General features: G+C 61.5%; 12 protein-coding genes. All 12 read right to left on the bottom strand.

Translation table 11 applies throughout. From position 1 onward, the window contains the following. Positions 1-21: 21 nt before the first annotated feature. On the bottom strand, positions 22-2,121 hold the full coding sequence (locus IB265_RS27290; RefSeq protein ID WP_113737566.1) for an ADP-ribosylglycohydrolase family protein: 2,100 nt from the start codon (positions 2,119-2,121) through the stop codon (positions 22-24). Positions 2,122-2,137: 16 nt separating this feature from the next. Further along, a complete protein-coding gene (locus tag IB265_RS27285; protein WP_192495410.1) occupies positions 2,138-3,343 on the bottom strand; it encodes an ADP-ribosylglycohydrolase family protein in 1,206 nt (401 codons plus the stop codon). Then, the gene (locus tag IB265_RS27280; protein WP_192495409.1) at positions 3,333-4,754 is read right to left on the bottom strand and encodes an extracellular solute-binding protein; all 1,422 of its coding nucleotides are present in this window, start codon (positions 4,752-4,754) and stop codon (positions 3,333-3,335) included. The genes IB265_RS27285 and IB265_RS27280 overlap by 11 nt, the downstream gene beginning before the upstream one ends. A 50-nt stretch (positions 4,755-4,804) precedes the next feature. Further along, positions 4,805-5,707, bottom strand: coding sequence for a carbohydrate ABC transporter permease (locus IB265_RS27275; protein WP_057249398.1), 903 nt, complete (start codon positions 5,705-5,707; stop codon positions 4,805-4,807). Beyond that, entirely contained in the window at positions 5,707-6,582 is an 876-nt protein-coding gene (locus IB265_RS27270) for a sugar ABC transporter permease (RefSeq protein ID WP_246806055.1), read from the bottom strand. Before IB265_RS27270 ends, IB265_RS27275 begins: the two co-directional genes overlap by 1 nt. Before the next feature lie 93 nt (positions 6,583-6,675). After that, positions 6,676-7,725 carry a LacI family DNA-binding transcriptional regulator gene (locus IB265_RS27265; RefSeq protein ID WP_192495407.1) on the bottom strand — a complete coding sequence of 350 codons (1,050 nt, stop codon included), beginning with the start codon at positions 7,723-7,725 and terminating at the stop codon, positions 6,676-6,678. A 385-nt stretch (positions 7,726-8,110) separates the two neighbouring features. After that, a complete protein-coding gene (locus IB265_RS27260; RefSeq protein WP_057249293.1) occupies positions 8,111-9,730 on the bottom strand; it encodes a dihydroxyacetone kinase subunit DhaK in 1,620 nt (539 codons plus the stop codon). Positions 9,731-9,740: 10 nt separating this feature from the next. After that, the gene (locus IB265_RS27255; RefSeq protein ID WP_192495406.1) at positions 9,741-10,736 is read right to left on the bottom strand and encodes an ABC transporter ATP-binding protein; all 996 of its coding nucleotides are present in this window, start codon (positions 10,734-10,736) and stop codon (positions 9,741-9,743) included. Beyond that, the gene (locus tag IB265_RS27250; RefSeq protein ID WP_192495405.1) at positions 10,729-11,826 is read right to left on the bottom strand and encodes an ABC transporter ATP-binding protein; all 1,098 of its coding nucleotides are present in this window, start codon (positions 11,824-11,826) and stop codon (positions 10,729-10,731) included. Before IB265_RS27250 ends, IB265_RS27255 begins: the two co-directional genes overlap by 8 nt. 3 nt (positions 11,827-11,829) lie before the next feature. Then, complete coding sequence (locus IB265_RS27245; protein ID WP_065372979.1) at positions 11,830-12,018, bottom strand: hypothetical protein; 189 nt, start codon at positions 12,016-12,018, stop codon at positions 11,830-11,832. After that, on the bottom strand, positions 12,015-12,953 hold the full coding sequence (locus IB265_RS27240) for a carbohydrate ABC transporter permease (RefSeq protein WP_058327521.1): 939 nt from the start codon (positions 12,951-12,953) through the stop codon (positions 12,015-12,017). The genes IB265_RS27245 and IB265_RS27240 overlap by 4 nt, the downstream gene beginning before the upstream one ends. After that, on the bottom strand, positions 12,950-13,897 hold the full coding sequence (locus IB265_RS27235; protein WP_192495404.1) for a carbohydrate ABC transporter permease: 948 nt from the start codon (positions 13,895-13,897) through the stop codon (positions 12,950-12,952). Before IB265_RS27235 ends, IB265_RS27240 begins: the two co-directional genes overlap by 4 nt. Positions 13,898-13,999: the final 102 nt, after the last annotated feature.

Genomic DNA, 13,999 nt, shown 5'->3' with positions numbered 1-13,999 from the left:
CTTCCTTTCCTCGTCGCGCGACTAGCGCTCTGCGACCTCGAGCCGGCCGATCGACATTCGTCCGGCCGAGGTCATGCGTAGACCCGCCATGCCGTAGCGGAGCGTCGCATCGTCCGCTTGGAGCACTCGCTCGCCATCGACGGAAAGCGTCAGCTTGCCACCTTCGACCGTGAGATCGACCGCGTAGCTTCGGCCGTATTCGATACGGAACGGGCTGCGGGCGAGGATCGTGGTGCCGTGATTTTCCAGAAGGATCACGGCCTCGTCATTCTCAAAACCGGCGGCATAGAAGCGGCTTGTTCCTTGAGCGCGTGCCACCACCAGGTGCGAGGCACCGGAGAGCGGCTGAAGCTCCGCTATGACACTGACGTCCCGCAGGTAGGCATTGCCGGTCCAGGCGTCCGCATCGGTCGCCGTATGCGCGTGGATGCGGCCCTGCTGCAGGCTCCAATGGCCGCGGTTCCAGGTAAAGCGAGTGATGCCGCCCCATTCATGCGCTTCCCTTGCCGGGTCGATGACGGCACGTCCCTTGCCCGATACGGAGAAGTCGGCAAGGAATAGCCGGCCGAGGAACTTCAGGCGGCCGAAATATTCGACCAGGATACCGATCTCGTCGACCGCCTCGCCATTGCCATCGGGGATGGTGAACGCATAGTCCTGCCAGCCGCTCGCCGATGGCACGTGCCAGGCGCCTGTTTCCTGAATGGTGCCGCTCATGGCGCGACGGACGTAAGGCGCTACGCGCAGGTTGCCGTCGCCATTCCACGGGTCGAGCCAGAGCTTGAACTTCACCGTCTGGCCGTCATCGGCAAGCGGCGTGAACATCGGGCGGTAGCGCTCGTCGTCGAAGTCGGAGCGGCGATAGAAGGGCTTCCAGAAGATCCGCCCACCCTGCCCGCGTTCCAGCCGGTCGAGCAGGATCTCCAACGATCCCCCCGCATTCTCCGTATGGCGCTCCGCCGATGCCTTGACGGCGATCTGGTTGAACGGCTCGGTGCGAAAGCCGTGGGTTGCGCCTGGAGCGTCGAAATCGAAGCGCACGCCGCGACGCTCGAAATCCTCGACCCAGAGCGCCGGAGCTTCTCGCTCCTGCAGGCGGAGCGCCAGCACGGTCAGCTCGCGGGCAAAAGAGGGAATATCGACGACGTTGATCGTGCCGGTAACGCCCGAGGCGACGACGAAATCGTTTATTGGCTTGCGGTATTTGTCCCAGCCCGGCTGCACCTGCTGCAGGGTGCCGACGATCGCGCCGGCGTTGCCGGCGTTGCAGTCCGTATCCCAGCCGGCCATGGTCGCGATCTCGACCGTGCGCGGCAGGTCGCCCTGGCCATAAATCAGGCTCATGACAAGCACGCCGGCATTCGGAATGATGTGGCAGACGCCGGGATAGCGGTCATAGCCCCATTCCGCAGTCAGCATGTCTCGGCAGGCGCGCCAGTCGTTCCGATTGCTGTCGTGGAAACGAAGCACCGCGCGAGAAACTTTGGCGTAGATGGAATCGGCTGGGATCGTCGCGAGGCCCGTCTCGATGACTTCCTCGATGCTTTTTGCAACGAAGGCCTGAGCGATCGCCGCGGCGCAGAAACGCGCGCCATTCAATCCCTCGCCGTCATGGGCGACACTTGCCGCGCGCGCCGAGGCCTTGGCCGCCGTCTTGGGATCGGCCGGGTGCACCCAGCCCCAGCTATCGATGAAGATCTGGCCGCCGATCTGCTCGGCAACCGTGGTGCCGTTCTGGGCGATCGAGCCGGACTGCGGCGCCGGGATGCCGGCCCGAAGGTTCTGGTAGGCGGTATGCTCGGTCGAATTGCCGAAGCCGCCCCACCAATACATGCCGTGTTCCTCGGCCGCATAGTTCAGCCAGGTCTTGCCGACCTCTTCCGCGGTCGCGCCGAGGCCGTAGTCGCGCAGCGCCCGGATGAAATAGACCGGACCGTTGGTGTCGTCATCCGCCGCGAAATTCTTGAAATCGCGCAGATATTCCGTCACCTCGCCATAGGTGTCCCGGATGCGTTCATAGCTCCAGATGGTCGGCTCGACAGGCGCGCCGAGGCGCACGCCGATCGCCTTGCCGATGAAACCGGAATAGATCCGCTCGAAGATTTCTGTGGTGCTGAGCATCGGATACTTTCAAAGACTAGAGACTGGAAACCTGGGTGAGTTCGGGGACGGCAACGAGGCCCGCGCGTGCCTGCGCCCGCGCTGTTTCGCGTTTGCGGTCTGCCGCCTGGATGGCAGTCACCGTTTCGGTGAAGGCATCGGCGGAGCCGAAGAGGTCGAGCTTGTTGACGCGGTCGAGCTGGGAGGCCATCGCACGGTCTATGATGCTTTCGCCATGCATGGCGCCGAGGATCGCGCCAGCCATGACGCCGATCGAATCCGTGTCGCGGCCGGAATTGATGCCGTCGACGATCGTCTTGTAGAAATCCCCGTCATTGACGACGGCAAAGCCGAGGGCCAGCGGCAATTCCTCGATCGCGTGGAGGCGCGACGGCTGGTAGGCGTCCGTGGCAATGCCTGCCTTCTGCGGCGTATGCTGCACATTGTCGCCCATCGGCGAATAGGGGGCGATGATCCGATGGAACTCGGCGACGACCGTCTGATGGTCCGCGCCCCTCAGTGAGCGCGCAGCGCCCACAATGTCGGCGATCGCATCACGCGTACCGTCCTTGGCAACGGCAAGCGTTTCTTCGATGACGGTGTCGAGCGTGGTTCCCGGCACGAACGCGGCAGCAACTGCAGCCGCGAGCACGCCGGCGGCCTCGAGACCGAAGCTCTGCTGGTGGCCGGAGGCAAAGGCGATCGCCTCGTCATAGGCTGCCTTCGGATCGCAGGCGTTCGCCACGCCGATCGGCGCGATGTACATGGCTGCGCCGCAATTCACCATGTTGCCGACGCCACCCTGTCGCGGGTCGCAGCCGGAAAGCTGATGACGCTGGAAGATCCACTTTTCCGGATAGAACAGTCGCTCGATCAGCATCGTCTCGCGCTGCAATTCCGGCACCCAGCGCGGCGTCCAGGCGATCTCGCGCACCATGCCGGAAGCCATGTCCCAGGCATCAAGGTGACGCTTGACGTCGTCGTAGATCGACATGACGCAGAGCGTCATCAGCGTGTCGTCGGTGACGATGCCGCCACCGCGGACACGGCCGTTGCGGGCCGCTTCGCTCTGTTTCATCCGGTGCCACTCGGTGTCGAGCGACGTCACCCGGCCATAGCGCTCGCGAATTTCTGCGGCGGAGAGTTTTTCGACCGGCGCCCCGATGGCGTCGCCGTAAGCGACGCCAAAGAGAAGCGCCCGGACCCTTCCCTTGAGGGAGAGCCCTGCAGCATCATTTGTCATTGAGAACCGTCCTTGCATATTCGGTCATTTTCTCGCCGCCGGCAGCGTTCCATTCGGAAACGAACTGGTCCCATTGGTCCATCTTGGCTTCACCGGAGACGAACTTGTACACCCAGGCCCGGTAGACGTTTTCGGTCGCATCGATGTCGGTGGCGTATTCGGCAGGCCAGACGAAGGCATTGTCCGGCTTGAAGTCGGCTGAAATCGTCTTCAGCGATTGCTGCGCGGCCTCGCTCAGCCATTGCACCGGCGGCTGCCAGTTGGCGGAGACGAGGAAGCGGGCATACCAGGTGGCCAGCTTGTCCGTCGGCTTGATGGTCTCGCCGTCCTTGGTGTACTGTTCGCCTTCGAAGCCGAGGCGTTCGATTGCCTGGCCCTCGGGGCTGGCGATGAAATCGAGCAGCTTGACGACCTCTTCCTTGTGTTCAGAGGTCGTCGCAATGGCGAGACCGCGGGATTCCTTGGAAACGTCGAGTGCCATCAGGCCCTGGCCGGCCGGCCCCTTCGGCGGCGACAGCAGGCTCAGCGTCACGTCAGGATGGGCTTGGCGCATCTTGCCGCCATAGATGTCGATCACCTCTGCGGAAGAGCCGAAGATCACGCCGGCGCGGCCGGAATAGAACTTGTCTTCCTTCACGTCCCACTTGGTGGTGATGAACTCCGGGTCATAGAGGCCCTGTTCGCGAAGCGAAGCATAGAAGGCGATCTTCGCCTTTTCCGCTCCCGAGACGCGGGCATGGATCCATTCGCCGGCATCGTTCTTCAGCCAAGTGCCGGTGACGCCGAAGGCCTGGTTGAAGATCGCATCGAGCTCCTGGGTGTTGTCGGCAGTGGTGACGCCATAGCTGTCGGCCTTGCCGTTGCCGTCGAGATCGCCGTCCTTGATCGCCTTGAAGAGGGTGACGTAATCGTCTGTCGTCTTCGGCGCCGCGACGCCCGACTTCTCGAGCCAATCCGTGCGAATGACCGGCTGCGGCATGCGCGGCGGATAGACATAGAGCAGATAGGGATAGTTCTTCAGCCGCTCGACATTGTGCGGAAAAAGCGCGTCCTTGAGATAGGTCGTCTTCGGCAGCCAGTTGTTCCAGTCTTCGAGCACGCCCTGTTCAGCCATCTTGGCGTCGCCGCCCTGGAAATAGATGAGGTCCGGGATATCGCCTGACAGAAGCATGGCGCTCAGCTTGTCGGCGTAGCCCGAGGACGGCAGGTCGATGACCTGAATATGGATGTCGGTGCCCTTCGCCTTTAGCGCCTCCTCATAGGCCTTCATGAGCTTGACGTCGTCAGGATTGCTCGTCGTGAGGTCCTTCGAGACGACGCGGATCGTTACTGGATCGGCGAAGGCGGGCATCGCGACGCTCGCCATCAGTGCCACGGCGGTCGTTGCGCCAAGGATCAGTCTTCCAAGCATGTTTGTTCCTCCCAATATGCTTTGGCCATTTATGTTTCGGTTCGACATCGTCAGCCCTTCAGCGCACCGCTCATGGTGCCCTTGGTGAAGAACTTCAGGATGAGCGGGTAGATCGCGAGGATCGGCGCGATGGTGAGCAGGATCATGCCGGCCTTCAGCGCACGGATGTTGATTTGGCTCGCACCCGTGTAAGTGTTGCTTTCGACCACCCCGACCATGGCGAGCTTGTCGCCCTCGACCACGAACTGGCGCAGGACGACCTGCAGCGGCCACTTCGACTGGTCGTTGAGGTAGATCATCGCCCGGAAGAACTCGTTCCAGTGGAAGACGAAATAGAAGAGCGCGATGGTTGCGAGCGCTGATTTGGCGAGCGGCAGCGCCACGTACCAGAAGATCTGGAACGGATTGGCGCCGTCGAGCTCGGAGGCCTCGATCAGTTCCTTCGGCACCTCCTCGAAGAAGCGCACCAAGATGATCAGATACCAGGCGTTGACCACCTTGAAGAGGATCAGCGACCAGTAGCTATCGAGCAGGCCGAGGCGCTTGTTGATGAAATAGTCCGGGATGATGCCGGGCTCGAAGACGATCGTGACCAGCACGAAGACGAAGATGATACGCCGTCCCGGCAGACCGGGACGAGAAAGCGCCCACGCCATCAGCGCCGTCAGCACGACGCCAAGAACCGTGCTGACGAGCGTGATGAAGATCGAGTTGAGGAGGCCCCGCTGAACGGCGGAATTGTTGATCAGCAGATCCCAGACCTCGGTCGAAAACCCATTGGGGATGACCGTCAAGCCACTCATCCCTGCGACCTTGCCCGGGTCGGAGAACGAAATGGCGAGCAGGTTGAGGAGCGGCTGGACCGTCAAGACGACGAGGAACAAGAGCGTCGAAACGATGATCGCATATTCGAGCCGCTCAAGCGGTGTTCTGCGGACGTTGTGGGCGGCCATCACCATACCCCCTTGCCGGTAAGACGTTTGGAAAGAAGGTGCGCTGCGACGATCATCAGCATGCCGAGCACGGCCTTGAAAAGGCCGGCCGCTGTCGCCAGCGAGTATTCGCCGGTCTGCAGGCCGATGCGGTAGACATAGGTGTCGACGATATCGATCTTGCTGCGCACGACGTCGTTGGAGAAGTTGATCACCTGGTTGAGGTCGGCGTTCAGGAACATGCCGGCGTTCAGGATGAAGAGCGTCGCGATCGTCGGCACGATGCCGGGAATGGTAACGTAGCGGATCTTTTGCCAGCGGTTCGCCCCATCGATCTCGGCCGCGTCATAGAGCTCCTGGTCGATGGCGATGATGGCAGCGAGATAGAGTAAGCTATCCCAGCCGGCTGACCGCCAGATCTCCGAGAAGACCAGCACCCAGCGGATCGAGCCGGTATCGGTCATGAAGGAGACCGGCTGCATGCCGAAGAAACCAATGATGTCATTGACCGCGCCGTCGCTCGGCGAGAGCACTGCGATGAACACGCCGGCGATGACCACCCAGGAGAGGAAGTGCGGCAGGTAGATTGCCGACTGGATGAATTTACGGAAGGCGCCTCCCCGGATCTCGTTGAGCAAGAGCGCGGTGATGATCGGGACCGGGAAGAAGAAGACAATCTTCATCGTTGACAGGATCAGCGTGTTCGCCAGCACCTGCCAGAAGATCGGAGACGAGAACAGCGTCTGGAAATGCTTGATACCGACCCAGATGTTCGGCGGGATGATACGCAGCTGCTCGAAAGCGATCTTGGCTTCCCAGATCGGAAAATAATGAAAGATCACGAAGAAGATCAGGCCGGGCGCCATCATCAGGTAATAGGGCCACCATTGCCGCATACCCCTCGATAGGCCCCGGCGCCGAATTCTGGGAACGTTCCCATTTCGTGACATAGTTGCGTTCACCACAAGCTCGTTGCTTACCGCCATTGCTTACCTCCCTGCCGCAACACGCACGGGTGCCGAGGCTGAAACGTCGGCAAGCGAGCCGCGCTCCACCAGTCGGCACGGCAGATAAATCCGTTCACGCTGGCGCCCACCGGCGATCTGATCGATCAGGCATTCGACCGCGCGAATGCCGATCTGCCGGCCGGGCTTTTCGATGGTCGTCAGGCCCGGCCAGGAAAAGGCCCCTGCCGGAATGCCGTCGAAGCCCAGGATCGAGATGTCCTCAGGGCATCTCAGCCCCGCCTCGCGAACGGCTATCATGGCCCCAAGCGCCATCAGGTCGTTGGCGACGAACACGGCGCGGTTTCCTCTCCACTGCTTCGCAAGCAGGCGGGCCATCGCGCTGCGACCGCCCTCGACCGTATAGTCGGACTCTTCGACCATCAGGACTTCGGGATCGACATCGCGGGCGATGCAGTGCTCGTGGACCGAGCGCAGGAAGCGGGCGCGCGCGAGACGAGACCTCGGCCCGAGCATCAGCGCCGGCGCCGGATGTCCGCGCTCAACGAGAATATCCATGCCAAGCCGCACCGCCTGAGCGATGTCGGAGCCGACGCTCAACGTATCGGGGAAGCGCTCGGCGCTGGAGCCGATGAAGACGAAAGGCATGCCGAAACGGTCGAGGTCGTCGAAATTATCCGCAACGGGATTGATGATCGCCCCGTCAACACGGGCCCGGCGCAGGGCGCGCAGGTGGGTGGCCTCCTTGTGCGCATCCCAATCGGACGAGAAGATCAGAAGCGAAATGTCATCCTTCGCCGCCCGATCCTGCGCTCCGCGGGCAACTTCGGCCCAGAACGGGTTGGTGATATCAGGAATGACGATGCCGAGCAGGCCGCTGCGACCCGAACGCATTCCGACGGCAAGTTGATTGGGCTCGTAACCGGTGGCAGCAACCGCCTTCAAGACGCGGTCGCGCGCTTTCTCGGAAATGTTGGCGGAGCCGCCGAGAACACGCGCGACGGTGCTCTTCGAAACGCCTGCGCGTTTGGCAACGTCGATAATGGTCGCCCTTCGACCCGTCGTGTTGTTCATAAAGCTTCCTCCCAAAGCTCAAGCAATGTCTTACATGCCATCACTTGAACTCTGTGGGAACGTTACCACGGCGAAAAACACTTTGGCAATATGCAGAAGAAAATATCCCGATCTTTGCTGCTAGGCCGCCAACGATCTTGCGGAAATGTCGATCCTGGCTCGAAATTGCCCTTCGTCCCTTCGCGCACTGTCGAAGCGGAAGTCGCGGCTGTGGCTTTGCAGCCTCCGACGGACATCGGGAATGCTTGATGCCCTTGATGTCCTGGCGGCGTTTTACGATCCATCGGCGAGATGTGGCGAACTTTCGATCAGACATAGACGGGAGGCAAGTCCCCTACGCCGCCGAACGCTAGGCTCGGCGGCGTCTCATGAGCGGCACGACAGCCTAAGCGGCCAGGTGCTCGAACAGCCGGGCGACGGCCTCGGCACCGGGGTCGACATGGCCCTCGAGCTGCTTTGCATTGATATAGGCCGCGCGACCGGCCTTGGCACGCGTCAAGGTGGAGGTGAAGTTCGCCCCCGTTCGTGCGGCAGCCGCTGCCGCGACCACGCTGTCGCCGAGCGCATCGAGCGCCGGAGACAGAGCATCGATCATCGTTCGGTCGCCGATCTTGGCGCCGCCGATCTCCTGCATGCGCGCAAGCCCGGTTCGAAGCGCCTCGCGCATCGGTAGACCACTTGATGCTCCGTCGCCGGCGGCTGCGAAGAAAATGGCAAGCAGCACCCCGGAGGAGCCGCCCATAGTCTGGCTTAGCTCCTGGCCGATCGCACGCAAAAGCTGGGTGTGATCGGATAATGGCAGCCGATCGATCGCATTGATCAGGGCGCGAGCGGCTCCCGCCAGCGTCGAGCCCGTATCGCCATCGCCGGACTTCGCGTCGAGCGCATTGAGATCCTGCTCGGCGGCGATCAACACCTTGCAGCAGTCGATCAGGAATGCACGCGTTGCCCCATGATCGGATGCCATCGGCGTGATCGGAGTCAAGCCATCCGGCAACGCGCTGACGGCGATCGGTCGGACCTCCGAGACACCCGGCCAGGCGGCGATCGCCACCGGTGCCTTCAAAAGTTCAAGTTCCGCCTGGTCTGCTGCAAAAACCGAGACCGAGAAGCCTTGCATGTCGAGCGATGTCATCAGCGGCGCTGGACCAATCGTGTGAGTGATCCTTTTGCCGAGAGGCAAATTGATGAAGTCGTGGGCGAGCACCGACATTTCGAGCACCGAGGTGCCGCCCAGATTGTTGATCAGCGCGACGTGCGTGCCTTCGCCCATGACGGCTGCCAGACGCTCAGCCATGGTCGCCACCGCCGAGCGGGCGCCCGCAAAATCGATCTGTTCGACACCGGCCTCACCATGGATGCCGAGGCCGAGCTCCGCCTTGCCCGAAGGTATCCGTTCCTCCTTTGGCGACCCGGGAACCCGGCAGGTGTCCAGCGACATGCCGATGGTGTGCGTGCCGGCAATGACCTTCTTGGCTGCCGCCGTCACCGTGTCGAGATCGGCACCGCGTTCAGCGAGTGCGCCGGCGATCTTGTGCACAAAAAGGGTGCCGGCAACGCCGCGCGCCTGTGGCAGGTCGGGCAGCGCGATATCGTCCCCGACGACCACCATGCTGACCTTCAGTCCGAAGGCGCGGGCGCGCTCTGCCGCAAGACCGAAATTCAGCCGGTCGCCGGTGTAATTCTTGACGACGAGCAGGCATCCGGCCGGACCGGTCACGGCGAGAATGCCGGCAAGAACCGCGTCGACGCTCGGCGAAGCGAAGACATCGCCGCAGACCGCAGCCGTCAACATGCCGTGTCCAACGAAGCCGACATGAGCGGGTTCATGACCGGAACCGCCGCCTGAGACGATCGCGACCTTCGATTTATCCCAGTCGCTGCGCAACACGACCCGGATATGCGGATAGCCGTCAAGGCGGGTCAGCGCGCCGCCGGACAGGGCCAGAACACCGTCGATCGCTTCTGTCACGACATCTTCCCGCTTATTGATGAATTGCGCCATATCGAGCTCCTTAAGCCAAACGCATGCCTGCCGCATCGAAGTAGAGCGGCTTTAGAGGTTGAATCTTGATCGTTTCACCGCCCCGCAGCGGCGTGTGGGCGTCCGTGACGGTGATGAGATCGTGTTTCCTGAAGGTCAGATGCAGACGCGTCTGGTCGCCCAAGTGCTCGACGCGCTTGACCAGAGCATCCTCCCCCGCACCCTGCTGGATGTGCTCGGGTCTGAGGCCGATGCTTGCCGCGCCTAAGGGGGCGCCGGCAAAAATGTCTGCCGGAAGCACATTGATCCGTGGCTGTCCCAGCCGCGTCGCCGCATAGACGCTGACCGGCTGCTCATACACCGCGCGCGGCGAGCCGAACTGCACGAGCTTGCCCTCATTCAGCACCCCAACATGGGTCGCCATCGTCATCGCCTCGATCTGATCGTGGGTGACGTAGAGCAGGGTTGCGCCCGACCTTGCCTGGATGCGCTTGAGCTCGATGCGAAGATCGGCCCTGAGCTTGGCGTCGAGCGAACTCAACGGCTCGTCCATGAGGAATATCTGCGGGTCTCGGACAAGGGCACGACCGATGGAAACGCGCTGCATCTCTCCACCTGACAATGCCGTTGCCTTGTTATCGAGCTTGTGCGCGATCTGGAGAACCTCGGCAACCTCCCTCACCTTCCGGTCTATCTCTTCCCTCGGCGTCTTCAACAGCGGAGATTTCAGCGGGAACTCCAGATTCTGACGAACCGTGAGGTGTGGGTAGAGCGAGTATTGTTGAAAGACCATGGCTACGTTGCGTTCGGCAGGCGCCAGCCCTTTCACTGGTTCTCCGTCGATATAGACCTCGCCGCGATCGGGGGTGTCCAAGCCGGAGACCATTCTCAGTGTCGTCGTCTTTCCAGCACCGGTCGGCCCGAGCAGCACGACGAAAGAACCGTCCGGAACCGTCAGTGAGACATTATCGAGAGCAACCGTACCAGCAAACGTCTTCGTCACGTTTTCCAAGACGACTTCAGCCATGTCTCAGCACTCCTTTATTGCCGTCGGATAACAGCACCTTGCCGGTTTCCGCATCGAAAACCGAAAGCGTTCTTGCATCAAATTCGAGGCCGATCTGCTCGCCTTCCTGAACCCGGTGGGCCGATGAAATGCGTGCCTTCAGGTCGCCGTGGCTCGTTGCGAGCGTCACGATCTGGGTGGTCCCGAGATATTCGACAGCGCTGACGCGGCCCCGATAGCCGCCGTCACTGACGAACTTCACATGTTCCGGCCGGACGCCAAGCGTCAGCCTTCCGGCGCGTCCTTCCCGCGAGGTCGGCACCTTGACCTGTACGCCGCCGAGATCGATAGCGCCGCCGCCCACGCCGATCATCCCCTCGAATTCCAGGAAGTTCATCGGCGGAGAACCAATGAACTGAGCTACGAATTTCGTCGCGGGCCAGTCGTAGATCTGCTGCGGCTTACCGAACTGTTCGACGACCCCATGGTTCATGACGACGATCTTGTCGCCCATCTGCATCGCTTCGAGTTGGTCATGCGTCACATAGACGGTGGTCGCACCCATGCGGTCGTGCAGTGCCCGCAGTTCCTCGGCCATGTGCTCGCGGAACTCGGCATCGAGTGCGCCGAGGGGTTCGTCCATGAAGAAGGCCTTGGGGCGACGCACGATGGCGCGCCCGAGCGCGACGCGCTGGCGGTCGCCGCCCGAAAGGCCGCCGACGGGCTTGTCGAGAATGGTCTCGATCTTGAGAATGCGGGCGACTTCGGCGACACGCGACCTGACTTCCTCGCCGCGCAAGCCCTGGCTGACCAGCGGATAGGAGATGTTCTTGCGCACGTTCATATGCGGATAGAGTGCAAACATCTGGAAGACGAAGGCGATATCGCGCTTGCTGGCCGGTTTCATCCCGACCTCTTCACCGTCGATGAAGATCTCGCCGCTCGTCGGCAGTTCCAGGCCGGCCATCATGCGCAAGGTCGTCGTCTTGCCACAGCCGGATGGGCCGAGCAGCATGAAAAACTCGCCATCCTCAATGGTGAAGCTCGAGGAGCGCACCGCGGTGAAGGCGCCGAACTCCTTGCGCACATTCTGAATTCTGATCTGCGCCATCGGTTACTCCGGAAAATGGCTGACGATGATGAACATCACCGTGCCCAGCAAGGTTATGACGAAGGACCAGGAATAGAGGACGAGAGCGAAGGGCTGCATGAGCATGAAGACGCCCGCTGCGATCAAGGCCGATGCCAGCATTTCCCAGGCACCGCGGCGCAAGTGCAGCAATCCATTGAAGAATCTCGTCATTTGCGTACGGCTCCGAAAGTGATGCCGCGCAGCAGGTGTTTGCGCAGAAGAATGGTGAAGACCATGACCGGCACGAGGAACAAGGTCGCCCCGGCGGCAACAGCCGGCCAGTCCTGACCGCTGACGCCGATGATGGTTGGAATGAAGGGAGGCGCCGTCTGGGCGTTGCCCGAGGTCAAAAGCACCGCGAAGGCGTATTCGTTCCAGGCAAAGATCAGGCAGAAGATCGCGGTTGAGGCGATGCCCGTCGCCGCCTGCGGCAACACCACCTTGTAGAAAGCCTGGAACCGGGTGTAGCCATCGATGAGCGCCGCCTCCTCATACTCGACAGGTATCTCGTCGATGAAGCCCTTCAGCAGCCAGACCGACAGCGACAGGTTGACCGCCGTGTAGAGCAGGATCATGCCCGCATGGGTGTCGTTCAAGCCCAATGACCGGAACATCAGGAAGATCGGGATGGCGACGGCGATCGGCGGCATCATGCGCGTCGATAGAATGAAGAACAGCAGATCATCCTTCAGCGGTACCTTGAAGCGCGAGAAGGCGTAGGCGGCGGCCGTGCCGAGCACGATGCAGAGCACGGTCGAGCCGAAGCCGATGATCACCGAATTGGTGAAGCGCTCGGCAAAGCGCGACGGACCGGAGATGACGAGGCCATCCTTGCGAACCAGCCGGTCATACCAGGTCTGCGGCTCGCCGACCGCCTTCAACTGCTCCTCGGTGAGCCGGGTGCGCGTCGTGAAGACGTTGACATAGCCTTCCACCGTCGGCGTAAAGAAGGTCTTGGGCGGATAGGCGATCGCGTCGGCCGGCGACTTGAAGCTCGTCGCGATGATCCAGACAAGCGGTAGGATCGTGATCAGCGCGTAACCAACGACCAGGATCCCGGCGAACCACTTTTGCCGTTGCGACGGCTCGGTAACGGAATAGCTCATCGTTGTTTGACCTTGTTCAGGGCTTTGACGTAGATCGACGCCAGGCCGAAGACGGTGACGAAGAGGATGACGGCGTAGGCGGATGCGTAGCCGGTGCGCCACTTCTCGAAAGCTTCACGCTTCAGGTTGATCGAGGTGAGTTCGGTGATCGATCCCGGTCCGCCGCCCGTCAGCTGCACGACAAGATCGAACATCTTGAAGTTCTCGATGCCGCGAAAGAGCACGGCGAGCATCAGGAACGGCAGTACGAGCGGAATGGTGATCGTCCAGAATTGCCGCCATTTGCTGGCGCGGTCGCATTCGGCGGCCTCATAGATGCTGCTCGGAATGGAGCGAAGGCCCGCAAGGCAGATCAGCATCACGAAGGGCGTCCACATCCAGGTGTCGACGATGATGATTGCCCAAGGGGCAAGCGACACATCGCCGATCATCGAGAAACTTGAGGGATCAGCCCCTGTCAGGAAACCGACTGCGTAGTTGAAGAGACCGATCTGTGGCTGGTAGAGGAAGGTCCAGAAGTTGCCGACCACCGCCGGGCTCAGCATCATCGGCAGAACGATGATCGTGGTCCACAGATCGTTGCCGCGGAACTTCTTGTTGATCAGGTAGGCAAGGGAAAAGCCGATGAGCACCTGAAGGACGATCGTCCAGATCAGGAAATGGGCCGTCGCCTGCATGGTCAGCCAGATGTCCTTGTCGGACAGGATGCCCAGGTAGTTCTTGAGCCCGATGAACTGGACCTCGGCATTCGGCCTGTTGACGCGAAAATTCGTAAAGCTCAGTCGGACCGTCCAGATCAGCGGAAAGATATTGACCGCGAGAAGCAGGACGATGGACGGGGCAACGAACAGCCAGGCCAGCGACCGATCCGAGAGACCTCGGACCCGTTTGGCAAGGGCATGCGGTGTCGCTCCGGCGACCCGGTCCACTGTTGATTTCAGCATGGGTAGTCCCTCATTTGACTGCCGCGCCGCGCGTCTCAATCGAGGCGCAAAGGCCGCTGCAGCACTTTGAATTGCTGCATGTTTTCGTCCTTCAATCGACCA

This window comes from Ensifer sp. ENS10 (genome assembly GCF_014852025.1).
Taxonomy (GTDB): domain Bacteria; phylum Pseudomonadota; class Alphaproteobacteria; order Rhizobiales; family Rhizobiaceae; genus Ensifer.
The sequence above is the reverse complement of the archived record's forward strand: the minus strand, read 5'-3'. Positions and strand labels throughout refer to the sequence as shown.

What these genes read in the sequence shown, in the direction of transcription:
- IB265_RS27290 (WP_113737566.1), bottom strand. Translation starts at nt 2,121, where the DNA reads ATGCTCAGCACCACAGAAATCTTCGAGCGGATCTATTCCGGTTTCATC.
- IB265_RS27285 (WP_192495410.1), bottom strand. Translation starts at nt 3,343, where the DNA reads ATGACAAATGATGCTGCAGGGCTCTCCCTCAAGGGAAGGGTCCGGGCG.
- IB265_RS27280 (WP_192495409.1), bottom strand. Translation starts at nt 4,754, where the DNA reads ATGCTTGGAAGACTGATCCTTGGCGCAACGACCGCCGTGGCACTGATG.
- IB265_RS27275 (WP_057249398.1), bottom strand. Translation starts at nt 5,707, where the DNA reads ATGGCCGCCCACAACGTCCGCAGAACACCGCTTGAGCGGCTCGAATAT.
- IB265_RS27270 (WP_246806055.1), bottom strand. Translation starts at nt 6,582, where the DNA reads ATGCGGCAATGGTGGCCCTATTACCTGATGATGGCGCCCGGCCTGATC.
- IB265_RS27265 (WP_192495407.1), bottom strand. Translation starts at nt 7,725, where the DNA reads ATGAACAACACGACGGGTCGAAGGGCGACCATTATCGACGTTGCCAAA.
- IB265_RS27260 (WP_057249293.1), bottom strand. Translation starts at nt 9,730, where the DNA reads ATGGCGCAATTCATCAATAAGCGGGAAGATGTCGTGACAGAAGCGATC.
- IB265_RS27255 (WP_192495406.1), bottom strand. Translation starts at nt 10,736, where the DNA reads ATGGCTGAAGTCGTCTTGGAAAACGTGACGAAGACGTTTGCTGGTACG.
- IB265_RS27250 (WP_192495405.1), bottom strand. Translation starts at nt 11,826, where the DNA reads ATGGCGCAGATCAGAATTCAGAATGTGCGCAAGGAGTTCGGCGCCTTC.
- IB265_RS27245 (WP_065372979.1), bottom strand. Translation starts at nt 12,018, where the DNA reads ATGACGAGATTCTTCAATGGATTGCTGCACTTGCGCCGCGGTGCCTGG.
- IB265_RS27240 (WP_058327521.1), bottom strand. Translation starts at nt 12,953, where the DNA reads ATGAGCTATTCCGTTACCGAGCCGTCGCAACGGCAAAAGTGGTTCGCC.
- IB265_RS27235 (WP_192495404.1), bottom strand. Translation starts at nt 13,897, where the DNA reads ATGCTGAAATCAACAGTGGACCGGGTCGCCGGAGCGACACCGCATGCC.